Source organism: Methylobacterium sp. GXS13, from assembly GCF_001455965.1.
GTDB lineage: Bacteria > Pseudomonadota > Alphaproteobacteria > Rhizobiales > Beijerinckiaceae > Methylobacterium.
Genome location: NZ_LKKO01000025.1, coordinates 78,375 through 99,787 on the forward strand (window position 1 = coordinate 78,375; position 21,413 = coordinate 99,787).

The 21,413-nt window shown below is 69.1% G+C and carries 21 protein-coding genes; 8 read left to right on the plus strand and 13 right to left on the minus strand.

Annotation, left to right across the window (positions count from 1 at the left end):
* Positions 1-89 precede the first annotated feature (89 nt).
* Entirely contained in the window at positions 90-635 is a 546-nt protein-coding gene (locus tag AO398_RS08675; protein WP_058191660.1) for a metallophosphoesterase, read from the plus strand.
* Between the two features lie 56 nt (positions 636-691).
* Here the strand turns inward: AO398_RS08675 and AO398_RS08680 are convergent, their stop codons facing one another.
* From AO398_RS08680 to AO398_RS08685, 3 genes are all read right to left on the minus strand, one after another.
* A complete protein-coding gene (locus AO398_RS08680; protein ID WP_058191661.1) occupies positions 692-1,393 on the minus strand; it encodes a hypothetical protein in 702 nt (233 codons plus the stop codon).
* 213 nt (positions 1,394-1,606) lie between these two features.
* Complete coding sequence (locus AO398_RS28780) at positions 1,607-1,759, minus strand: hypothetical protein (RefSeq protein WP_160329318.1); 153 nt, start codon at positions 1,757-1,759, stop codon at positions 1,607-1,609.
* A 138-nt stretch (positions 1,760-1,897) separates the two neighbouring features.
* Positions 1,898-4,285, minus strand: coding sequence for a heavy metal translocating P-type ATPase (locus AO398_RS08685; protein ID WP_058191662.1), 2,388 nt, complete (start codon positions 4,283-4,285; stop codon positions 1,898-1,900).
* 76 nt (positions 4,286-4,361) lie between these two features.
* Between AO398_RS08685 and cueR the strand changes: the two genes are divergently transcribed.
* Entirely contained in the window at positions 4,362-4,835 is a 474-nt protein-coding gene (gene cueR, locus AO398_RS08690) for a Cu(I)-responsive transcriptional regulator (RefSeq protein WP_082643195.1), read from the plus strand.
* Positions 4,836-4,907: 72 nt separating this feature from the next.
* Here the strand turns inward: cueR and AO398_RS08695 are convergent, their stop codons facing one another.
* The 4 genes from AO398_RS08695 to AO398_RS08710 form a co-directional block, all read right to left on the minus strand.
* A complete protein-coding gene (locus AO398_RS08695; protein ID WP_058191663.1) occupies positions 4,908-5,642 on the minus strand; it encodes a DUF4396 domain-containing protein in 735 nt (244 codons plus the stop codon).
* A gap of 96 nt (positions 5,643-5,738) precedes the next feature.
* Positions 5,739-6,572: a hypothetical protein gene (locus AO398_RS08700; protein WP_058191664.1), complete on the minus strand. Its 834-nt coding sequence runs from the start codon at positions 6,570-6,572 to the stop codon at positions 5,739-5,741.
* Positions 6,573-6,583: 11 nt separating this feature from the next.
* Positions 6,584-7,930 (minus strand): hypothetical protein, encoded by a 1,347-nt coding sequence (locus tag AO398_RS08705; RefSeq protein WP_058191665.1) that lies wholly within the window; start codon positions 7,928-7,930, stop codon positions 6,584-6,586.
* A 154-nt stretch (positions 7,931-8,084) separates the two neighbouring features.
* Complete coding sequence (locus AO398_RS08710) at positions 8,085-8,387, minus strand: metal-sensitive transcriptional regulator (RefSeq protein ID WP_058191666.1); 303 nt, start codon at positions 8,385-8,387, stop codon at positions 8,085-8,087.
* Positions 8,388-8,553: 166 nt separating this feature from the next.
* Here AO398_RS08710 and AO398_RS08715 point away from each other — a divergent pair, with 166 nt between their 5' ends.
* Positions 8,554-8,886: a four-helix bundle copper-binding protein gene (locus AO398_RS08715; protein ID WP_058191814.1), complete on the plus strand. Its 333-nt coding sequence runs from the start codon at positions 8,554-8,556 to the stop codon at positions 8,884-8,886.
* 240 nt (positions 8,887-9,126) lie between these two features.
* Here the strand turns inward: AO398_RS08715 and AO398_RS08720 are convergent, their stop codons facing one another.
* The 5 genes from AO398_RS08720 to AO398_RS08740 form a co-directional block, all read right to left on the minus strand.
* Entirely contained in the window at positions 9,127-11,049 is a 1,923-nt protein-coding gene (locus AO398_RS08720; RefSeq protein WP_058191667.1) for a hypothetical protein, read from the minus strand.
* Between the two features lie 8 nt (positions 11,050-11,057).
* Entirely contained in the window at positions 11,058-13,037 is a 1,980-nt protein-coding gene (locus AO398_RS08725) for a hypothetical protein (RefSeq protein WP_058191668.1), read from the minus strand.
* The gene (locus AO398_RS08730) at positions 13,034-13,672 is read right to left on the minus strand and encodes a hypothetical protein (RefSeq protein ID WP_058191669.1); all 639 of its coding nucleotides are present in this window, start codon (positions 13,670-13,672) and stop codon (positions 13,034-13,036) included. The genes AO398_RS08725 and AO398_RS08730 overlap by 4 nt, the downstream gene beginning before the upstream one ends.
* A gap of 439 nt (positions 13,673-14,111) precedes the next feature.
* Positions 14,112-14,339 (minus strand): GDCCVxC domain-containing (seleno)protein, encoded by a 228-nt coding sequence (locus tag AO398_RS08735; RefSeq protein ID WP_058191670.1) that lies wholly within the window; start codon positions 14,337-14,339, stop codon positions 14,112-14,114.
* Between the two features lie 5 nt (positions 14,340-14,344).
* Complete coding sequence (locus AO398_RS08740; protein WP_348272351.1) at positions 14,345-14,797, minus strand: mercuric transporter MerT family protein; 453 nt, start codon at positions 14,795-14,797, stop codon at positions 14,345-14,347.
* A gap of 29 nt (positions 14,798-14,826) precedes the next feature.
* On the opposite strand from AO398_RS08740, the gene AO398_RS08745 reads away from it, so the two are divergent.
* On the plus strand, positions 14,827-15,240 hold the full coding sequence (locus tag AO398_RS08745; protein ID WP_082643196.1) for a helix-turn-helix domain-containing protein: 414 nt from the start codon (positions 14,827-14,829) through the stop codon (positions 15,238-15,240).
* 214 nt (positions 15,241-15,454) lie between these two features.
* A complete protein-coding gene (locus AO398_RS08750) occupies positions 15,455-16,738 on the plus strand; it encodes a hypothetical protein (protein WP_058191672.1) in 1,284 nt (427 codons plus the stop codon).
* Positions 16,739-16,783: 45 nt separating this feature from the next.
* On the opposite strand, the gene AO398_RS08755 is transcribed toward AO398_RS08750, so the two are convergent.
* A complete protein-coding gene (locus AO398_RS08755; protein ID WP_058191673.1) occupies positions 16,784-17,959 on the minus strand; it encodes a permease in 1,176 nt (391 codons plus the stop codon).
* Positions 17,960-18,174: 215 nt separating this feature from the next.
* Here AO398_RS08755 and AO398_RS08760 point away from each other — a divergent pair, with 215 nt between their 5' ends.
* Genes AO398_RS08760 through AO398_RS08770 form a run of 3 tightly spaced genes read left to right on the plus strand, consistent with a single transcriptional unit; the run spans position 18,175 to position 21,190 of the window.
* A complete protein-coding gene (locus AO398_RS08760; protein WP_152997468.1) occupies positions 18,175-18,585 on the plus strand; it encodes a hypothetical protein in 411 nt (136 codons plus the stop codon).
* 28 nt (positions 18,586-18,613) lie between these two features.
* Positions 18,614-19,768 (plus strand): hypothetical protein, encoded by a 1,155-nt coding sequence (locus tag AO398_RS08765; RefSeq protein WP_058191675.1) that lies wholly within the window; start codon positions 18,614-18,616, stop codon positions 19,766-19,768.
* 54 nt (positions 19,769-19,822) lie between these two features.
* The gene (locus AO398_RS08770) at positions 19,823-21,190 is read left to right on the plus strand and encodes a hypothetical protein (RefSeq protein ID WP_058191676.1); all 1,368 of its coding nucleotides are present in this window, start codon (positions 19,823-19,825) and stop codon (positions 21,188-21,190) included.
* Positions 21,191-21,413 lie beyond the last annotated feature (223 nt).

Consider the following 21,413-nt stretch of genomic DNA (forward strand, 5'->3'; position numbering starts at 1 on the left):
GTGACGGTGCGGTCGCGCACGCCCGATTCCCGGACCTGACCAGGAGGATCGCGCCCCGCGCCCGCCTCCGCTCTCGCGAAAGGTGCAAGATGCCCCGGATCCACTTCACCGCGGACAGCCATTTCGGGCACGCCGGCATCCTTTCCCCGCGAATGCATGCGCCACGCCCGTTCGCCTCAATCGAGGAGCACGACGAGACCCTCGTCGCCTCCTGGAACGCCGTCGTCGGGGCCGAGGACACGGTCTGGCACCTCGGCGACTTCGCGTATCGGTGCAACGAGGCGCACGCCGCGCGGATCTTCGCCCGCCTCAAGGGCCGCAAGTTCCTGGTCCGTGGCAACCACGAGAAGCTCGGGGCCCGGCTCCCATGGGACGCTGACGTCGTCGACGTCGCCAGGGTCCAGGTCCCGCTTCCCGAAGGCGGGACGCAGGGGATCTGGCTCAGCCATTACGCCCACCGGACCTGGCCCCACCTCCATCGAGGCGACATCCATCTCTACGGCCACTCGCACGGCAGCCTGCCTGGGACGGCGGCCAGCACCGACGTCGGCGTCGATTGCTGGGACTGGCAGCCCGTGACGCTAGAACGCATTCTTCATCGCCTTTCCAATGCCGGCAGTGACGGTGCGTCGTGAGTTTGCGCAGCGCCCGCCTTGCACCTGGACGAAATCGGACATCGGAATTGAGAGGCTCACGACAGCGCGCGGACGGCGGTGGCGAAAGCGCATGATTTGGCCCTGTCGGGCAGGCCATCCGTGCACACGGAGGTGTGCGCGTCGAAGCCGGCGGGCCGACATGTCCGCCAAAGGTCGGCAACGTTGCCAGGGGTGAATCCCCCTGCTGCCACGACCGGCTTCGAAACGGCATCGACGACGGCTCGAAGAGCGGGCCAGTCGCTCGTTCGGCCCGAGCACCCGAACCTGTCGGGTGTGTCCGCCTCGGTGATGGTGTCTGTCGTGAACCAATCGGCTACGGCTGCGTAGCGCCTCGCTTCCTCGACGGGGTCGTATGTCGTGAGCGAATTCCGCGCGACCGGTATGCCGACGGGGACCATGACCCCTCCGACCAGTCCGGACGCCTTGACCGCCATCAGCGTGCCGACGTCGCGTTCCGCGCTCGCCATGAAGATGTCCGGGCGCAGGGCGTCGAGCAAGGCCATCATGCGCGCCGCGTCCGTGCTGGGATGCAACAGGAACACTGAAATTATGCCGAGGCTCGACAGCCTCCTGGTCATGGCGGCGCCGGCCTCGGCTGCGCGCGAGAGGTCATCGTGCGAAGCCTTGGCGAGGTTGACCTTCCAACCGACATGGTCCGGCTCGGCATGCAGGAAGCCGTCCAGGTTCGAGGGTGCCAGCTTCTTGCAGTAGAGCTGAACCAGCGGCGATCCGGTCAACGCCTTCCCGTCGGTTCGGGAGCGCGCGCCGGCATCCCAGGGGCGGGCGATGGGGTAAGCCGGCTTCCGAGCTCATAGCCGACCACGTAGTCGCGGTCGCTCGAAAGGCGCGGCGTCCCGCGCCTGCCGTCGTCTATGCCTTGTCCCCGCCTGGAGCTGGGGCTGGAGGCAGCGAAGGCCTGCGAAAGCTGCTGGTGCCTGGTCATTTCGCTCTCAGAATCCCTCACGGTCGAAGATCGTCGCGAATCCGTTGTTGTGCAGGTAGCGTAGCACGCGGCTCCGGGCCGTATCGAAAACGCCGACCGGGCTTTCGTAGTCCTTGCGCGAGTAACTCCTGGCGTAGGGCGTCTCGTGCAGGAAGCCCATCAGGCCGGCGTTAAGATAGGGCGTAGCGTTCGTCCGATCCGGGTCCCGACGCCCCGAAGCCGAACGGCAGGTCGAGGCGGAACGCGGTGAAACCGTTCCGCCTCGACGATCCAGGCGCAACCCTGGAAACGGCGTTCCCTAAAGGCGCACAGCACGCAGTCGCAGCGCATTCCCAATCACGCTGACGGAAGACAGCGACATCGCCGCCGCGGCGATGATGGGCGATAGCAGCAGGCCGAAGGTCGGGTAGAGCACCCCGGCGGCAATCGGGATGCCGGCGGCGTTGTAAGCGAAGGCGAAGAACAGGTTCTGCCGGATGTTGCCCAACACGGCGCGCGAAAGCCGACGGGCCCGCACGATCCCCGTCAGGTCCCCTTTTAGAAGCGTGATCCCGGCGCTCTCGATGGCGACGTCCGTACCGGTCCCCATGGCGATGCCGACATCCGCCGAGGCCAGGGCGGGCGCGTCGTTGACCCCGTCACCGGCCATGGCGACGACCTGACCCGCCGACTTGTGGCGCTCGACCACCGCCGCCTTCCGGTCGGGCAGCACGAGGGCCTCGACCTCGTCGATCCCGAGCTGCCGGGCGACGGCCTCGGCGGTGGTGCGGTTGTCGCCGGTCAGCATGACCACGCGGATGCCCTCCGCCTTGAGGCCGGCCCGGGGCTTCGCGGTGGTCGCCTTCACCGGGTCCGCGATGGCGATGACGCCGGCCACCCGCCCGTCGATGGCGGCGAAGATCGCCGTGGCCCCGTCCCGGCGCAGCTCGTCCGCCACGGCATCGAGATCCGCCGTCTCGACCTTCTCCCCGGCGAGGAAGTTTGCGTTGCCGAGCAGGATGCGGCGTCCCTCGACGGTCCCGAGGGCGCCCTTGCCGGTGGGGGAGTTGAACTCCGACACCGCAGGAATCGTGATTTTCCGTTTTTCCGCCGCCGCTACGATGGCGACCGCCAGCGGATGCTCGCTCGACCGTTCGACGCCGGCCGACAGCCCCAAGATCTCCTCCTCCGAAAAGCCGTCTGCCGGGACGATCCGAGTCACCGTCGGTTTGCCCTCGGTGAGGGTGCCGGTCTTGTCCACGACGAGGGTCGTGACCCTCTCCATGCGCTCCAGGGCCTCGGCGCTCTTGATCAGGACACCGACCCCGGCACCGCGACCGACGCCGACCATGATCGACATCGGCGTGGCCAGCCCCAGGGCGCAGGGACAGGCGATGATGAGGACTGCGACCGCCGCCACGAGCGCGTAGGTGAACCGGGGCTCCGGCCCCAAAACCATCCAGGCCACGAAGGCGAGGACCGCGACCCCGATGACGACGGGGACGAACCAGCCCGCGACTTGGTCGGCGAGGCGCTGGATCGGGGCCCGGCTGCGCTGGGCCTCGGCCACCATCTGGACGATGCGGGCGAGCATGGTGTCCCGCCCGACCTTGCGGGCCTCGATCACGAGCGCCCCGGACTGGTTGATGCTGCCGCCGACGACGGTCGCGCCGGCCTCCTTGGTCACCGGCATCGACTCCCCCGTTATCAGGGACTCATCGACCGAACTCCGGCCCTCGACAACGGCCCCGTCGACCGGCACCTTCTCGCCGGGACGCACGCGCAGGCGGTCTCCCACAACGATGTCCTCAAGCCGGACCTCCTCGTCGGTCCCGTTGGCCTTGAGCCGGCGCGCGGCCTTCGGCGTTAGGTCGAGGAGCGCCCGCAACGCGCCGCCTGTGCTCTCGCGAGCCCGGAGTTCCAGCACCTGCCCGAGGAGGACAAGCACAGTGATGACGGCGGCCGCCTCGAAGTAAGCGGGCACGGCCCCGCCATGGCCGCGCAGGGCTTCCGGGAACAGGCTCGGCGCCAGGGTGGCCACCACGGAGTAGGCCCAGGCCACACCGGTGCCGAGCGCGACCAGCGTGAACATGTTGAGCGACCGCAGGACCACCGATTGGTAGCCACGCACGAAGAACGGCCACCCGGCCCAGAGCACCACGGGGGTGGCCAGGGCGAACTGGATCCAGTTGGAGTTCTGCTGGCCGATCCTCTCGGTCAGGCCGGTGAGGTGCCCGCCCATCTCCAGGACGAACACCGGCAGCGTCAGGACCAGCCCGGCCCAGAACCGTCGGCTCATGTCGACGAGTTCCTCGTTGGGGCCGTCGTCCAGACTCACCGTCTCCGGTTCAAGGGCCATGCCGCAGATCGGACAGGATCCCGGGCCGACCTGTCGGATCTGCGGGTGCATTGGGCAGGTGTAGGTGGTGCCCTCGGGGACCGGCTTGGCCTTCGTCGCCGCACTCGCCGGATCGATGTAGCGGGCAGGCTCCGCCTCGAACTTGGTTCGGCAGCCGTTCGAGCAGAAGTAGTACGGGCGACCGCTATGCTCCGCACGGTGTTTGGCCGTATGCGGGTCGACCGCCATGCCGCAGACAGGATCCTTGACCGTCCCAATGCCGGATGCCGGCTCGGCGTGATGGCCATGCGCGTGGCCGTGCCCGGCATGGTCGTTCGCGGGGACTTTCGGTGCGGTGCCGTGAGCCATTTTCCTGTTTCCGTCCGTCGGTGTTGCCTATCGGTGTGGGGCTTCCCACTATGGGAAGGTCAACACGGGGATCGTCATGAACATCGGGCAGGCAGCGGAGGCGTCGGGCGTCTCGGCCAAGATGATCCGGCACTACGAGAGCATCGGCCTCGTGCCTCGGGTCGACCGTCAGGACAGCGGCTACCGTGATTACGGCCCGGAGGACGTCCACCGGCTCGGCTTCGTCCGCCGGTCGCGGGACTTGGGCTTTTCCCTCGAACGCATCCGGGTGCTCTTGGGGCTGTGGGGTGACCCCAGCCGCACTAGCGCCGAGGTGAAGGCTTTGGCCTTGACCCACATCAACGAACTCGAAGAAAAGGCCCGCCACCTTCAGGAGATGGCGACCGTCCTGCGTGGCCTCAGCCTCGCCTGCGACGGAGACGAACGACCCGACTGCCCCATCATCGCCAGCCTGGAGACCGCCCAGAAGGTGCCGACCGGACAGGTCGGTCACAACTCCTTGCTGAAGGCGCCGATGCGCAAGCGACGGGCACGGACCACAGGCGCATAGGGTGGGCTGCGCTTCGGGACGACCCATCCCACGCCCTGAAGCCTGCAAGAAACCCGGAGCGGTTCATCCCGGCTACATCCGCTCCTTGATGCCGGCATTGATGAGCCACCAGTTCACCGGGTAGCTCGTGACGAAGCCGGCTATCATGGCGATCTGCATCATGAACCAGAACTCGGTCGAGTTCACCGGTGCTTGTCGACCGCCCAGGTTGGGCAATAGGTCGAACTGCGCCCACGCCATGAACCCATACATGCCGACCTGCCAAGCGATGAGGGAAAGCGTGTCGGCCTTGATCGCCGCGACCAGTCCGGCCCCCGGCGATAGACCGCGCATCGGCGCGATGGCGTAATACTGGAACACGATCCCGAGGGCGTAGGCGAATATGAAATCGAGCACCCAGACCGCATAGATCTTCTCGTCGAAGAGCGAGTGCCAGCCGAACCAGACGGCCACGGCCGGGACCAGGAAGGCAAGCCCCTCGGCGGCGACGTCACCCAGCATGCAGCCGCTGCCGCAATGGAGCGCTCCCGTGCCGACCATCACGGGGTATGGGGTCTGCACCTTGCTCGGCATGTCCTCGCCCCGTGCCTTGGCATGGTGCACCGACTCCATCGTGGCGAGGCGACCATAGCGAAAGTAGGCCCAGGTCACGCCGAGCGTTCCGAACAACGCGCAGACCGGCCAGACGACGTTCATCACCGCCATGTGCTGGGGACGCCTGATCACGTCGATGGAGACGATGAGCGAGCAGGCTGCCCCAAGCAGGAGCGCGAGGATGGAAAGCGTGTGAAGCCAGGTCGGGAACATGCGCTGCCTTGCGGGGAATTGAGGCGAAACATACCCCCTAGGGGTAAGGTTCCCTCCAATTCGACACGGCTTCCCTAGCGTGGCGACGGCACCCGGCTACCGCGGCGGATCGAAGGAGTACGGGAAGCTCAACGAGTGTTGGAGACCCGCGGTGACCCGGAAGTCCTGCCGTCGATCTCCGCCGAAACCGACGCCGACGGCCCCGACCAGCACGGTCTGCGGGGTCACGATGTAGCGCGCGCCGATCTCCGCCAGGTTCACCGCCCGGCCCCGCTCGCGGTCGGTCTCGCGGTAGATGTCGGCGACCAGAACCACGCTGTTCGATACCGGTTGGCTGTAGGCGACGCCGACCCGGTAGCGGTCGCGCCGCTCGGCCTCGCGGCCGGTGGTGGGGTCGTAATTGTGGAACCACGAGGCGTTGAAGTGGACCTGCCGCGGGACGTAAGAGTACGGCGACAATCCCTCGGGGTCCGGCGTGCCGACGCTTTTCGTGGCCAGGAACTTCAGCTCGGTCTCGGTGCCGCCGGCGCGCATCCCGTAGGGGGTGTTCACCCCGAGGGCCAACGCCATCGCCGGCAGGAGCAGCCCTTCCTGGTTGAAGTTGTAGAAGCCCTGCGCCCGGAACTCGCCCTGGTCTGTGTCGCTCGCCGTGCCGACCCGGTAGGGCGCCTCGACCGAAAGCTGGAAGTTCTTGAAGGCTCCCCATTCGAGACGGGGCACCGCCATCAGGCTGCCGGCGCCCCGCGGGTCGCGACGCACGCGGTCGTACTGGAAGTAGGACTGAACTTCGAGGCCGTTCTCCTTGATCGGATAGGCGTCCTCGATGGTGATGGGGAGCCCCTCCTCCAGGTTGGAGTGGTCGGCAGCCCGAGCGGGGATGGCCGACAGGGCGAGGAGGGCCGCGAGAGCGGGGAGAGCGTGCTTTGACATGGCGGGTCCCCTCAGCGGACGGCGACGCGGGCCGGGCCGAGGCTCGGCTCGACGGTCATGTCGATGGGCGCCAGGTCCGGGATACGCGCGGCCTTGGCCTTCCAGGCGGAGAGCATGTGCTCGACCATCATGGTCGGGGTCTCGCCGGGTTCAACCGCCCCTGGCATCATCCGCATGCCGGGGGCGACCCGCATGAATGCGTCGTTGAGCGAACCGGGAATCTCCCCGGGTTCGATCCCGAGCCGGCCGTTCTTCATCAACTGCTGCATGATGCCGGCGTGGGCCGCCTTCGAGAGACCGCCGGGGTACATCATGGGCAGCATCTCCATGAGCATCTCCATCATGATCGTGCCCATCGCCCCCATCGGGGACCGCACCCAGGCCGGGTAGGTCCGGGGATCGAAGTCCGGGTGAGGCTCGCGGAAGCGGCGGGTGTAGGCCTCGTCGCCGGGCTGGTAGCCCATGGCCTCGATGACCCGGTACATCTCGGCCCGCTTTTCCTCGACCGACCAGTCGGGATAGGCGAGGATCGAGTAGGCGATGCCGTGGAGCATGTGCAGGTTGTCGAAGATGTTCGCGCTCTCGGGACTCATCCGGGAGTAGCGCGGCATCATCTCGCGCGAGAGCAGCATCCGGCCCGGCCGGTTCGGCATGACCTCCCGGTACATCAGGTCGATGGTCTCGGACATGGCGACCTCCTGGTCGCGGTTGCCCGAGATCATCTGCGTCTCGTAGGCGGCCGGGTGCCACCAGTGGGCGACGTAGAACAGGCTCTGGTCGAGCGGATAGAAGTTCCGGAAGTAGTTGAAGTAGGGCTTCATCATGATGCCCGCACGCCGCATCGTCACCTCAAGCGGCGCGACGCTGCGGGGCACGCCCGGCGTCTGCATGGTGAGGTAGTATTTGACCGCCCGGTCGGTCCAGGCCTTCTTCTCTGACCACGGGATCTCGCGGAACGCCATCACGTCGTAGGTCTGCTCGTGATGCATGTGCGTCCAGTCGATGGTCCGGAACAGCGTGTGCATCGCCCGGTCGACGTAGGACGAGTAATACGGCATCTCAGGCTCGATGGCCGGCGGATCGCGCAGCCATTCCTGCGCCTCCTTGTCGAAGCGGGCGTCGACCGCGGCGTGGTCCTCGAAGCGGGTGAGCTGCAGTAGGTCATGCTGCTTCGAGTGGAAGAAGTGCATCCCGGCGCCGATGCGGTAGGCCTTGTTGAGCCGGTAGTAGAAGGCGAGGTTGTAGGGCCCCTTCAGGAAACTGACCTCGTTCCTCTGCTCGAACGGCAGCGCCCTCGCCGTTCCGCCTACCAGCGTCGCCGCGCCTGCCAGGAAAGACCTTCGCGAGAAATCGACCATGTCCGCCTCCTGGATACCCCTTATGGGTACCCTGCGGAATTCGCGGCGGTCAAAGGGGTATCGGGCGCTTGGTCACGCACCGCGCGTGATTGGTCGTCGGTGTTGCGGAACGGCGACAGGCAGGGATAGCCGCGGCCCTGGCGCGGCGGCCCCGTCAGACGACGCGCGCGATGAGGCTTCCGATCTCGTCGGCCAGCCGCTGGCGTTCCGCCTCGGGCAGGTCTCCGGTCAGCGACGCGGTGATCACGGCGTGCATATGGTCCCGGATCATGTCGGACTGGACGCGGCGCAGCGCCGCGATGACGGCATCGATCTGGTGGGCGACATCGACGCAGTAGCGCCCGGTCTCGATCATCTGCTGGAGACCGCGCACCTGACCTTCGATCCGGCGAAGCCTCGGGAGCTGGGATGCGTGATCGACCGGGATGCCCCCGTGTTCCGCGTCGGAGCCTGCCATTCTGTCGTGCACCTCTGGGGGGCCGCGGCGATGACCGCCCAAGCCCGGAACTATACCCCTGGCGGGTAGATTGCCCCACGGAACCTTCCGTGGCCTCCGCGTGGCCGCCGGGACGTTCCCCTTATAGTGAGGCTTCGACCAACCCCCAAGCGACAGGAGTAACATGATGCATCAGACCAGCCAGGACATGCAGTCTTGCATCGACGAGTGCCTGCGATGCTACCAGACCTGTCTCGGCATGGCCGCGAACCACTGCTTGGTGGCCGGCGGCAAGCACGTCGAGCCGGAGCATTTCCGGCTGATGATGGCCTGTGCCGAGGTCTGCCGGACATCGGCCCACGTCATGCTGGTCGGCGTCGCTGAGCACAGGCACGTCTGCCGGGCCTGTGCCGAGGTCTGCGAGGCGTGCGCGACGAGCTGCGAACGGGTCGGGGACATGCAGGACTGCGTCGACCGCTGCAGGACCTGTGCCGAGAGCTGCAGGAATATGGCGGCGTGAAGCCCGTCCGGCGAGCCCAGTGAATCGGCAACCGACGAAGCGGGCGGCCGTCGGGCGGTTTGCGTCCGAGCTGCGGGACATCCACCGGCCCGGCTCGGCGTTTCGGCTCGCCGGCCGGTCGGCAGGGGGGGCGCAAGTCGCAAGGTAGGCCGCGCCACGCAGCGGCTTGCGTGGACGTAACGCCCGAGCCGGCATCCGGGACGGTCCCGATGCACGGCCCCTGCACGGAGCCCGCACCCGTCATTGCCGCGAAGGCGGCAACCGGCGGCCCTGGATGCGGAAGAGCGCCACGGCGTGCTCCGCCCGGGACCAATCCGGCATGCGATGGTGGAGCGACACCTGCTGCGCGACGGGCGGCTGGCCGCCGCCGCGGTCGAAGAGGTCGAGCACCATCAGGACGCCGAAGGCGACGTTGGTGCCCGAGTAGGAGGCCGCCTGCAGGCCGAACTCGTCGAGCAGGCCGTCCGACGGTCGGTCCGCTAAGGTTCGCTTGAGTTCCGCGACCGTCTTGACCCAGCCCCTGGTGAACAGGATGTCGACGCGTCCCCCGCCGAGGTCGCGCGCCTCCGCCTGGCACACGGCGGCGAGCGGCGATCCCATCAGGAAGTCGTGGAAGTCGTGCTGAAGGGTCCGCTCCAGGGGAGGCGTCACCCCCCGGTCGAATAGGTACCCGATGCGGGGAAGGGAGCTCGCCGATAGGTCGTGGCGCGAGACCGCGAAGAGCGTGGTGTACCAGAGGACGATGTCGAAGAAGTCGGCCGCGTCCCGGTGGCGCGCGTAATGCCCATTCCGAGCCATGCCGGCGGCGACCTCCTCGAAACGATCGGCCACGACCCGGGATACCGTCTCGTCGGTGAGCGCGAGGACGTTCGCCTGTATCCGCGCCAGGGCGCCCGAGCGGACGGGCTCCGGCACGCCGGCCCGTTCGAGCAGCGCGGCGACCGTCGGGCTCCCGGACGCCGCGTCATGAGGGCGGCGGACCGCGGCCCGCTCGCGCGCCGCCGCGACCTCGGCCCTGAGCTGAGCGGCGTCGGCGATCCATGGCGAGCCCGCGTTCTCCAGGATCCAGCGGTCGAGGAAGTCGAGGGCGATCCTCTCCCTTTGCAAGGCACCGACGACGCGGGGCCGCAGGAATGTATCCAGGCCTCCACCGGCCGAGCGCTTGAAGATGCTTCGCGACGCGGCGTAGACCTGGAGGAGCTCGTCCTCGATCACCGCCGCCGCGTTCAGCCAGGGCTGCGACGCGAGGCTCGCGTCGAGGGCGCCCAGTCGCATCGCGAGCAGCGACCAGTGCGTGCGCTCCACCTGCGTCAAGCCGAGCCATGACCGGCTCGCGTCGTCGCGGTCGGGTTGCGGGATGAGCGCCGCGTAGCCGAAGGCCGCGACCCGCACCCCCTCTAGGAGTTCCGCGATCCCCGGGCCGCCCCCTTCCGCGAACCCGACGACGACATCGAGGCACAGGCCGTAGAGTTCCGCATCGATTCGCGCCTCGCTCGTGCGGACGCTCGCGTGGAACCAGCGGCGGGCCTCTCGGAACGCCGCCACCGCCGCCTCCGTCCCGGTCGCGACGAGGCCGGCGCGCAGCGCGTCCAGGCCGAGCTCCATGGCGGCCTCGTCCGCGCAGCCGTCGATGGCCGCGAGGTCGCGCAGCAGGTCGCGCAGGCCGTCGTCCGGCTCGTGGGCCAGCACGGCTCCGGCGATCCTGGCCGCATGCCGCAGGAAGCGCGCGTCCCCGTCACGGTCGAGCTCGATCAGCACCCCCTGCAGCCGACGCAGCAGACCGCGCGCGTCCTGAGCCGTAAGCATCGCCCCGTGCAGGGCATGGGCGCGCACGCCGTAGTGCGCCCCGCGATCCTCGGACCTCCGGACGAACGTCGTCCAGAGCAATCGCCCGTCGTCCCGGGATAGCTGCTGACGACCGAGCCAGCCCACGACCTCCGCCATCAGTCCCGGATCGGCCGTCGCTTCCAGTACGCGCATGGCCGCCTCGCGCCCCTGCTCGGCCTGGGGGTGGGTCCAGAGCCACGCGAACACCCGCGCGCCCTTGGGGCCGTCCGCCGCCTCCTCGGCGGCCGCGCAGAGGCGTTCCCGCCCGAGGGAGGCGAGATCGACGGGAGGGCCCTCGATGACCGTGCGCAGCAGGTCCTTCGCCGTCTCGTCCACCGCCGGCCTCAGAAGAGATAGTCCAGGCCTTCAGCGTGCCGGCATCGCTCGCGAGGCACAACCGCGGTGAGTTCCGGACGCGCGACCGCGCCGACGAGGACCTGGATCCCCGGTGCGTCGGCGACGACGGCCTGCACCCGGGCGAGCAAGGCGGCGAAGTCCGGGGTCGACATCTCCTGGGCGGCCGGGGAGTCGAGGACCAGAAGCCCCGGATGGCGGCCGTAACCCCGCAGCCGCGCCACCTCGACGACGGCCAGCGCGGCGGCGATGCGGACCCGCGGGTTCTCGCCCGGGGAGAGTTGCGAGAACGTCGTCCTGCTCCCGCCCTGATGGACCGAGAGGGCGCCGTGGGGGGCGAGCGTCATGTCGGCGAGGTTCTCGACGCCGATGTCGCGGCAGATGCGCAGCAGCGCGGCCGAGAGGTCCGCGACGGTCTCCCGCTGTAGGCCCTCGAACAACTCCTTCGTGACCGCGGCGGTCGCCCGCAGGACGGGGACATCCGGGGCCTCCGCGGCGGCGGCGCCATCCTCGGGCAGCAGCGAGCGCAGCTCCGCCTCGCGGGCTTCGAGCGCCGCGATGCGCAGTTCGAGGTCCGATTCCTCCGGTTCCGCCAGCCGCGTCCGGACCGAGGCGATCCGCGCCTCCGTCCCGCGCCGGGCCTCTGCGGCAAGGCGCATCCGTCCGTCCTCCGACGCGATCTCAGCCGCGACGCGCCGCGCCGTCGCCCCGCAGTCGGCGACGTCGGCCCTGGCGGCCGCGGCGCGGTCCTCGGTCTCGTCGGCGGCCGGCGTCCCGACGCTGCCGCAGAGCGCGCAGCCCGAGACCTCGGAGGCGGCGTATCGTCCGGGCGCGATCCCGGCCTCGCACGAGGGGCAGCAGACCGGCCGGAGCCTGCGGAAGAGGTGGCCCGCCGCCGCCTCGTCCGTCAGTTGCTGCAGCGCGCTCCTCGCCTCCGCCGAGGCGGCCTCCACCTCGGCTTCCGCCAGGCGCAACGCGCCCAATCGTGCCCGCGCGGCTTCCTCCTCCGCGTGGTGGCGGACGAGATCGACGTCGAGCCGCCCCAGGCTCGCCCGCAACGCCGCGCGGTCGGGTCGCCCTTCCAGGCGCCCGCGCTCCTCCCCGAGTTCGCGCTGCACCGCCGCGAGCCGTTCTCGCAGCCGCTCGTTCGGCCTCTCGGCCTCGGCCTTCTTTTTGGTGGCCTCGGCCTCGGCCTGCTTCAGCGCCGTCTGCGCCGCCGTGTACGTGGAGATCCACGGCAGGCCCATGAAAAGTTGGAGGAGGCGCAGCGGCATCGCGTCGACGACGAGGTCGCCGAAGATCGCCCGGCCGGGACCCGTGACGAACAACCCCGCGGATATGGCCGCCCAGCCATGGGTGTGTCCCGTCCCGGACGGGGCGTTGAAGGCATGGAAGCGCGCGAAGCCGAGTTCCTCCATGAACAGCGCCTCGACCTGCGTTTCCAGTCCGGGACCGGCCGGCCCGTCGTACAGGTCGATCCAGTCGTCGCCCTGGCGGCGCCCCAGGCGGACCCGGGCACGCTCGGCCCGTTCCTCGCCCGGTTCCTTCTCGACGAGGATGCGGAAGCCGACGGCGTCGATGTCGAAGGCCACCTCCAGGGTGCCGATCCAGCGCCAGACGTCCGGCTTGAGCGGTCCCGGGAAGTCGCCTCGGACCGCGGCGCGGACGACGTTGAGGACCGACGACTTGCCCCGCGAATTGCGGTCCGACATCATCGCCCAGAGGCCGCGACCGAGGTCCATCCGCTCGAACGCGAAGGGTCCGTCGGCTCCGGTCCCGTCCTTGGTCCCGGAGAAGGCGACCGAGCGCATCACGAGCGTGCGGGCCCGCGGCAGCGTCGGCCGCGGCTCGATGCCATGCCGGTCCAGGATCGCCTGCACGTCCGGGACGGTCAGGCCTGCGCGGTCCGCGACCGCCCGGACCCACTCGGCCGGCGTGCGCGGGACGGCGGAAGCGGCGCCGTCGGTCATCGTCCACGCGCCTCGACGGCCCGCAGCCGCCGCAGCACCCGGTCCTTGATGGATGGGATGGTGGCGCCGTAGGACGTCGACCCGTACTCCGGGTGACCGTACTGGGCGCCCTTGAGGTCCGAACCGCTGCGGGAGCGAGCGACGCGCATGGCGAGCGCGGCGCGGTCGCGGTACCAGGCCAGGACCGCCTGTTCCCTCACGGCCTCGTCGAGGAACGCGAAGCCCGCGGCCTGCACGATGAACTCGTGGCGCATCCGGTCGGGCGCCAGGCGCCTGCGCACGCAGCGCACGAGCCGCCGGGAGTCCAGGATGGCCAGCGCCGTCTCGATGTTCTGGAACGCCCCCCGGCGCCAACGCACCATGCGGACCAGACGAACGTCCGGCTCGTCGCGGTCGAAGATCGTGCGCACGTCCCGAAGCAGGTCCGCGTGCCCTTCCGCCTCGTACAGGTCCAACAGGTCGTGGGCCAGGTAGTCGGGGTAGCGGACGAGGAAGTCGACGGCCATGAGCCGCTTCTCGCCGACGAAAACACGGGAGCCGTCAGGCGAGCCGCACGGATCGTCCGGGACCTCGCTCCCCGCCGCGAGGATGAAGAGCAGGCGGATCGCGTCGCGGAAGTGATAGCCCTCGGGCATGGGGCCGCCGGGGGCATCGGGCGAACGCGCGGCCGTGGCCGGCCCTCGGGGCCGTTCGTCTTCGGGCAAGCCCGGCGAAGGCCGTTCTACGCGCGCCGCGCGGTCACCCGCGTCGGAGCCCCGCGCCCGCCCGCCGCCGCCAAGCTGATCGCGCACGCTCAGGTCGTTTCGATGTCCGATGCCGGATCCTTGCCCCATCGCGACACATTCGAGCCATCCGCGGGGGATGTCCATCGCGCGAAGGCATAATCAAACGCCGGGAGAGCTCGATGCCATGGCAAGGCGGCCCGGCCCGGGAAGGAACGGCCCGGAGGTCATCGACACGTAATGTCTCGGTTCCAAATCCAGGCGGAAGGTCCGCCACTGGTGGGACGTAACCGTTCGCTCGGCTGAACCTAACAGGATATTTTTCAATTGCGCAGTTCTGCCGGGGTGGTCGCTATGGATCCGGGCGGCAGCGCCCGGGCTGGCCGCTCCCGGCCGCCTCCTGGATCGGCGGACAGGGTAGGTCACCGAAGGAACAGAACACGCAGCAGTCGCCTGCATTCGGGCGCAGGAGCGTGCCGCAGCCGGTGCACTCGTAGAAGAACTGGCAGGCGTCGGTCGGCATCGTCTCCGTCGCCTGTTGGCCGCAGTGCGGGCATGTGAGAGTGGACTGAAGATTCATCCGCCTTACCACACGGCCTTGAGCACCAGAGGCTCAAGGTAGGGTTCCCACACAAGCGCCAGGGCAACCAGCGCCGTCCCAATCCCGAGCACTGCAGCCGCGCGCCGTGGTGGTCCGGAACTGGCACATGGTCCGGCCATGGCGCAGGCCGTTGCCCGGCGACGCAGGAACAGCCCCCAGCCCACGAGGAGGGCCAGTGCGGCCCCGCCGAGCAGGATCGGTCGGATGCTCGCCAACATCGCCAACCCGCCGAACACGGCCCCCGTCGCACCGAGACCGGCGAGCGCCATCGGCAGGGCGCAGCAGGACGATGCCGCCAGAGCCCCCAGCCCGGCGGCCGTGCCCAGTCCGGCGAGCCAACTTCCTGAAGGAGCAGGCAGGCTGTCTCGCGAATGCGAGGCGGGTCGCGCAGGGGTCGCTATGGATGGTGTGTCGATCATGATCGTGCCACTCTGCATCCCGTAGCCACTACGGGATCAAGCAAAAAATGGTCACGGGCCTGCGCGGCCTCTCCATCGGGCAGCTCGCGGCGGCCGCCGGGGTCAATCTGGAGACGGTCCGCTACTACGAGCGCATCGGGCTCATGCCGCCGCCAGCTCGCACCGGGGGCGGTCACCGGTCCTACGATCCGGTCCACGTCCAGCGTTTGGCATTCATCCGTCATGCCCGTGCGTTGGGCTTCGGGATTGAGGACATCCGAACCTTGCTGGCGTTGGCCGCGCCCGGTCATCGATCCTGTGCCGAGGTCCGGGACATTGCCAGTGCGCACCTGTCCGAGGTCCGCACCAAACTCGCCCACCTCGCACGGCTTGAACACATCCTGAGTGAAACGATCGACCAGTGCAGCGGCGCGCCGACGCCCGCTTGCCCGGTTCTCGATATGCTCGATGCTCCGATGTGAGGGACTATCCTCCTCGAAGGTACGCCATGGGCCGGCGGCAGCCGGTCGAGCGGGATCCCATGTTTCAAACTGAGACGTTACCCATCGACACACGAGGTTGCGGCGCCACGCGAGGCGCGTATATCGACCGGAACCCTACGGGGGTAACCGGCGACCCTAGGCGAACGGGTCTGCGGCGCGGCGCGGTCGTCGCCGGCGAACAAGGAGACGACGCTTGGACGGACCCTGGGTCGCCAACCTCATCCGGCACTGGCGCGACGATCCCGGCGCAACCTATCGGACGTGGTTCCTCTGGGAGGAGCGCATCAAGAACTTCCGGTCGATCCGCCGCGGGCTGCAGGCGGTGGTCGACGAGATCAGGGCCGACACCTTCGGCAACGCCTACCGTGGGTCTTCGCTGGAGACGGTGGTCCATTCCATCGCCGAGCAGCGGCAGGTGTTCAGGGGCGCCGACCACGCCTTCCTCTGGAAGCCGAAGCTGCGCATCCCCGACATCTACGAGGATCGGGCCAACCAGGTCGCCTTCGGGCGTTTCCTCGACACCTGTCTCTGCTGCAACGCCGAGGCGCACGTGCTGGCCGCGATACGCGCGCTCGACGACGTGCGCATCAAGGGCCTGGGCCCCGCGGCGGCGAACCTGCTCTACTTCCTGCATCCGACCTGGGTGCCGCCCTTCAACACGGCCATCGTCAAGGGTTACAACGCCCTCACGGGCGCGAACGTGAAGCTCGGGCGCTGGGAGGAATACCTGGCGATGCGACGCGGGATCGTCGACCTCAACGGAGAACATCGTGCCTTGCTCTCGAACGATTTCGGCGCGGTCGCGGGATTCCTCTTCGACGTCGGGTCCGGACGCTACCCGCTGCCCGAGCGCGATGCGGAGGTGGCCCTCGCGCGCTGGCGTGCGGATCTGGAGCGAGTCCGAGCGGAAGCCGGTGAAACCCCGTCGAAGGCGGCCGTCGCGGCCGGGGAGGCGGACCACACCCACACCGAGATCCAGGGCTGGATACGCGACCTGGGCCTCGCCCTCGGCTTCGACGTCTGGATCGCGTCGAACGACGCCAGCCGCCCCTATGCGTCGGGCCGCCTGTCGGACGGGTGCCTCGCCCGACTGCCCGAGGGACTGGCCGCCAATGGCTCGGTCGACACCGTCCGGCTCATCGACGTCCTCTGGATCGACAAGGCGAGCCGGGACGTGGCCGCGGCCTTCGAGGTCGAGCACACGACCAGCATCTACTCCGGGATCGTGCGCATGCTGGACCTCGCGCTCGGCGTGGAGGGCGGGATGGCGCGCAATTTCTTCCTGGTCGCACCGGACAACCGCGAGGAGGACGTCAGGGCGCAGTTCGCCCGGCCCGCGTTCTCCCGTGTCGGCGAGCTCGACCTGAGGTACCTTCCCTACAGCGAACTCCGAGGCCATCGCGAGGCGATCGCCCGCTTCGGGAGCGGCCTGAAGGGCTTGCTGGCCATCGCGCGACCGATAGTGGGGAGGCCATGACGCCATGTGTCCATGCGCCCTCGCGGCGACGATGGCGCCTCCTTGTCAGCGACGTGCGTGCATCGTGTGGTCGTGCCCGTGCTGGTCGCCGTGCCCGTCGTCACCCTGCTCGCCATGACCGTGATGCATCGGGTGCTTATGGCTGACCCAGAACAGGTAGGCCGCGAGCGCGCCGAACACGAGGTTGAGCCAGAACGTGTAGTTCAGGCTGAACTCGGTCATCTGCGCACGCACGTCGATGTCGCGTGACGGGATCCAGCCAAGCGCGGTGAACGTCAGGTCGACGACGAGCGCGGCGGCGGCCATCGTCACGAAGAACACGCCGCCGATGTAGGCGGCCATGCGCCAGCCGAAGTAGCGGCGGTAGATGTCGAGAAGCGGGATCACGATGAGGTCGGCGTAGAGGAAAGCCAGCACGCCGGAGAAGCTCGCACCGCCCGCCCATAGCACCGCCGCGAGCGGCACGTTGCCGATGGAGCAGACGAAGGTCAGCACGGCGATGAGGGGACCGAGCAGCACGTTGACCGGCACCTGCAGCCAAGCCGGGGCGTCGCTCAGGAAAAGGGTCCTCCAGACGCCATCCGGAACCAGCGCGGCGAGGAACCCGCCGATCAGGAACCCCATCGCGAGGTCCTTCCAGAGCATGCGCCATTCCATGGCGAAGTTCTGGGCCACGCGGATGCGGGCCTCCGGCTTGGCCAGCCGCGCGCGCCAGGTCGGGCCATCCACGGTCATGCTCATGTGCTCGTGGCCGCGGCTCTCCTCATCGTGCGCCCGCGCCTCCTCCACGAGCCGCCTCGGATAGGTGAGCGTCACCAGCGCGCTCATGATGGCGATCAGCACCACGCCGCCGACCCACTCGCCCAGCATGAACTGCCAGCCGAGCAGCACGTAGAGGATCAGCCCGAGTTCGAGGACCAGGTTGGTCGAGGCGAACAGGAAGGCGAGCGAGGTGACGAGCGCCGCGCCCTTCTTGAACAGGGTGCGCATGATGGCGGCCGAGGCATAGGAACAGGAGGACGAGGCTGCGCCGGCGAGGGTCGCCAGCGCGATCTCGCGCACGCTGCCGCCGCCGAAGGCTTTCCGCATTTGGTCCGAGGAGACCACGGACTGGAGCACGGCCGAGATGGTGAATCCCAGCACCAGGCTCCAGCCCGTCTGCCAGAACATGCCGGCGGCCATCAGGAACCCGCCTCCCGCCCCGTGGATGATCGCGTCCATGGTGGTTCTCCGCATCGACGCCGGCTCGCCGACGACCGTCCGTCTTGATACAGGCCAGATCCCTGGCCGCATTAATACCCCTCATGGGTACGCAGCGCATCAACCGGCGGGCTGCGGCCCGGTTTCCGAACGAAGGCCCAGGGCGTCTCGGCCCTGGCGAAATCGGCGCCCGGTACCCATCTCGTGGTCGGTCACGCTTGGGGGATGCGATGGGCTTGCCGTCGAACCTGGAAACGGAAATCGCGGGTTACGCGAGCGGCGCGGCGGACGTCGCCGAGATCAACGTCGCCATCGAAACGGCCTGGGCGACGGTCCTAGCCGATCCGGCCTCGCGCGCGGAGGCCGCCGGACTGCTCGGCTTGGCCGCCGCGGACCTGCCGGCACGAAGCCCCTTCGTCGCCAAGCCGTCGGAAGCGGGCCTCGCCGATGCGGCCATCGCGATATTCGTGACCCTCGGCGGGTTCGCCGGAAGCGTCGCGACGGATCTCGCCAAGGATCTCGTGAAGGACGCCATCAAGGCCGGAACGAAGGCGGTTTGGGAGAAGCTCCTGAAGGCGCGGGCCGAGGAGTCGCTTCCCACGGGAGGCATCGGTCCCGAGGTCGTCACACCCGATGACGTCCAGTGACGGATCTGCCTCCGCGCCTCGTCTGACCTTGCTCGACGCCGGCCGCCGGACCGCCCTGGAGATCCGTTACGCGGTTGCGGCGGCGTTCCGGTCCGGGGGCCTTCCCGGCACGAGCGAGACGGCCGCCGCGCTTTTGACGGACGGGATCGTCGGCCCGGCGCTGGCGCGGTCGAATGTCGTCCGGACGCTGCCCGACGCCCCCAGGTCCCAGGCGGTTGCCGCGTTGCGGGACCTCGTCCAAGCCGTCGAGCTGCCCGCTGGCTGCCCCGCATTCGATGCGATCCGCACGCGGTCCGATGACTTCCGCGCGCGCCTCGAACACGCCGGGTGCGTCGAGGACGCGCCGATGCCGGGCGAGATCGCGTCGCTCTTCGGTATCCTCGACGAAGTCGTCGCACGGCTCTACGGCGGCCTCGACGTCTCCGTTCGCCGGCCGGCCGTCCACCTCGCGCTGGGACGCCTGCATTCCGACCAGGTCGCGGGCCTGCTCGACAGCTCCGCCTTGAGCGGCTCGTGTCGGTGGATCGACGGGAGCGACCTGGTCTCCGTCGTCACCCTGAGCGTTCGCGACGATGCGTTCGATTGGGACTGCGCGTGCCATCTCCCCTACGTGCTCGCCCACGAACTCGTCTGTCACGCATACCAAGGGACGGCGGTCGCAGACGGCGCGGAACCGCGTCTGCAGGTCGACGGGTCGTGCGCATGGTCCGAAGGATGGATGGACGTCATCGCCTTGTGGTTGGTCGAGGGATGGGTCCGCGGCGATCAGGAAGGCAAGCCCGCCTGGATCGTGCAGGAGGCGACCGATGTCCTTCGCGCCTGCAGCGCGCTGAACGCGAGGCGGATCGGGGCACAGGCGACGTTGCCGCCGATCCAGCGAAGCCGCAGGATCTACGCACGGCGGGCCGTCGACCGCCTTCTCGCCGAGTTGGACCGGTTCGGCGACGGCGACGGCGACGCCGACCTGGGCGGAGGCCGGAACCGGGTCCTTGCATTCTCCCTGGCACTGAACGCCCTCAGGCTGCCGCAGTCCGACCGCGACCGGGTCGTCGACGCGCTCGGCGTAGCCCTGGAAACCTCGTTCGGCATCGACCGCGACGAACTGATCGCCGCCGTCGTCGACTTCTCGGCGACAGGGGACATGGTCGCCCTGAGGCGAACGCTGGCTGACTACGAGGGTTGATATTTTCGCCCGGATCCCGATAATATGGATCCTGCTTCTAGGCACTCCGGTGACATGAGCCAAAACCTCAAGATCAAGCGCGGCCTGCTCAGGCTGGGCCGTGCGACGGTGAGGGAACTGGCGGCCTTCGCCGACGCGAACGAATCGACGGTCCGCAACTACCTGACCGAACGCAGGGACCTGTGCACGCGGGAGGAGGTCGCCCCGGCCGGGCGCGGACGCCCGTCGCTGACCTGGACGCTCACCCCGTCCGGGCGGGCGGTGCTTCGCGAGGAACTCCGGGCCGAGATGTTGGCGTCGGACGATCCCGCAATCGACGAGGAGCGGGCCACGGCGTTGGAGCACGTCAAGACCTCCTTGCGCGATCTCGACGAGCATCTGGCGGGGCTGGAGGCCGGGGACGTCTCCGAGGACCGCGATGCGGCTTTCGCCTATCTTCGTGCGCGGACCAAGGCGCTGTCGCGCGCGGTCGGGCGGCTGGCCGGAAGCGGGCCGAGCCTCGTCGCCGAGGAGATCGCGCTCCGTGGCATCGACGGCCGTCTCGATGCCCTGGACGAACGGCGGCAGGCCGTCGAGGCCGTGACCGAGGTCGTCCGTGAGTCGATCTCCGACGGGATGTCCGCCTGGGTCCGACGTCTCGCGGGCGATATCGGAAGGACGGTGAGGGGGGCCGTCGGCACCGGCGACGTCTTCGTGCCCGACGGGGTCACCGACCTGGGTCCCGTGCTGATCATCGACGCTTCCGGACCGTTCGTCGGGAGCGATCCACTCCTCGACGCGGCGCGCCGGGCGAACGCCCCCGCCATGTGCCTCCATGTCCCTATGCTGGCCGAGGCCGAGATGGCGTCGCTCCTCACGCAGGTCGCGAGCAGCTGCGCCGAACTCGCGGGGTCATGGACGCGGCTGGTCTACCGGTACGATAGCCGGCATCCGGAAAGCCGTTCGCTCCTCGACAGCTTCGGGACGGTCGATGACGCCAGGTGGCAGGCGTCGTATCCCATCGAGCCAAGCCGGATTCCGGGTCCGCATCCCGGCGACGTCCATGTCAGGCATGCCAAGCGTATGCTGGGGGTCGCGGGCAGGTTCGCCTCCGGTCTTGATCCCGCGCCTCGGCGGTTGCCCGGCCAGTCGGGGTCTCCGGTCTTCGAGGCGTCATCGCCCCGGATCGTGGCCCTCTGGTGCGATGCGGCGGAGCCGTCCGTCGTGCGCAAGGGCAGCCGGTCCGGGGCCGGTTGGATGTTCGAGGGAGCGCCGATGACGCCCGACGAGGCGATGGTGGCCGTCCGCGTCTCTCCGGCCGACCTCCTCGGGACGATGGCCGCCACATCGCCACCGCATGCCGGCCCGACCGCCGGCGCGGCGCAGGGCCGCCCGACCCGCGAGGCCGCGGTCACGGCATCCGGGATCGCATCGGCCGACTGAGCATCGCGTCGACCTCCAGGTCCCGGACGCCCGACGTAGGCCGGATCGCCCGACCGGCGTGACATGGTCTCGCGCCCTTCCGCGCGCATTCGGAGCCGCCGTGCCTAGGACACGCCGGTCGAGGGCGTGGCTCGGCATGGGGAACGTCGAACGAGGCCAGCGCGCGGCTGAGGTCGTCGACGGGCGTCAGGTGCCGGTATCGGCCGGGCGATCCTTCGACATG

Coding starts and splice junctions, on each gene's coding strand:
- AO398_RS08675 (WP_058191660.1), top strand. CDS start 90: ATGCCCCGGATCCACTTCACCGCGGACAGCCATTTCGGGCACGCCGGC.
- AO398_RS08685 (WP_058191662.1), bottom strand. CDS start 4,285: ATGGCTCACGGCACCGCACCGAAAGTCCCCGCGAACGACCATGCCGGG.
- AO398_RS08705 (WP_058191665.1), bottom strand. CDS start 7,930: ATGGTCGATTTCTCGCGAAGGTCTTTCCTGGCAGGCGCGGCGACGCTG.
- AO398_RS08715 (WP_058191814.1), top strand. CDS start 8,554: ATGCATCAGACCAGCCAGGACATGCAGTCTTGCATCGACGAGTGCCTG.
- AO398_RS08770 (WP_058191676.1), top strand. CDS start 19,823: ATGAGCCAAAACCTCAAGATCAAGCGCGGCCTGCTCAGGCTGGGCCGT.
- AO398_RS08755 (WP_058191673.1), bottom strand. CDS start 17,959: ATGGACGCGATCATCCACGGGGCGGGAGGCGGGTTCCTGATGGCCGCC.
- AO398_RS08700 (WP_058191664.1), bottom strand. CDS start 6,572: ATGTCAAAGCACGCTCTCCCCGCTCTCGCGGCCCTCCTCGCCCTGTCG.
- AO398_RS08710 (WP_058191666.1), bottom strand. CDS start 8,387: ATGGCAGGCTCCGACGCGGAACACGGGGGCATCCCGGTCGATCACGCA.
- AO398_RS28780 (WP_160329318.1), bottom strand. CDS start 1,759: ATGGGCTTCCTGCACGAGACGCCCTACGCCAGGAGTTACTCGCGCAAG.
- AO398_RS08730 (WP_058191669.1), bottom strand. CDS start 13,672: ATGCCCGAGGGCTATCACTTCCGCGACGCGATCCGCCTGCTCTTCATC.
- AO398_RS08745 (WP_082643196.1), top strand. CDS start 14,827: ATGGTCACGGGCCTGCGCGGCCTCTCCATCGGGCAGCTCGCGGCGGCC.
- AO398_RS08725 (WP_058191668.1), bottom strand. CDS start 13,037: ATGACCGACGGCGCCGCTTCCGCCGTCCCGCGCACGCCGGCCGAGTGG.
- AO398_RS08740 (WP_348272351.1), bottom strand. CDS start 14,797: ATGCAGAGTGGCACGATCATGATCGACACACCATCCATAGCGACCCCT.
- AO398_RS08735 (WP_058191670.1), bottom strand. CDS start 14,339: ATGAATCTTCAGTCCACTCTCACATGCCCGCACTGCGGCCAACAGGCG.
- cueR (WP_082643195.1), top strand. CDS start 4,362: ATGAACATCGGGCAGGCAGCGGAGGCGTCGGGCGTCTCGGCCAAGATG.
- AO398_RS08695 (WP_058191663.1), bottom strand. CDS start 5,642: ATGTTCCCGACCTGGCTTCACACGCTTTCCATCCTCGCGCTCCTGCTT.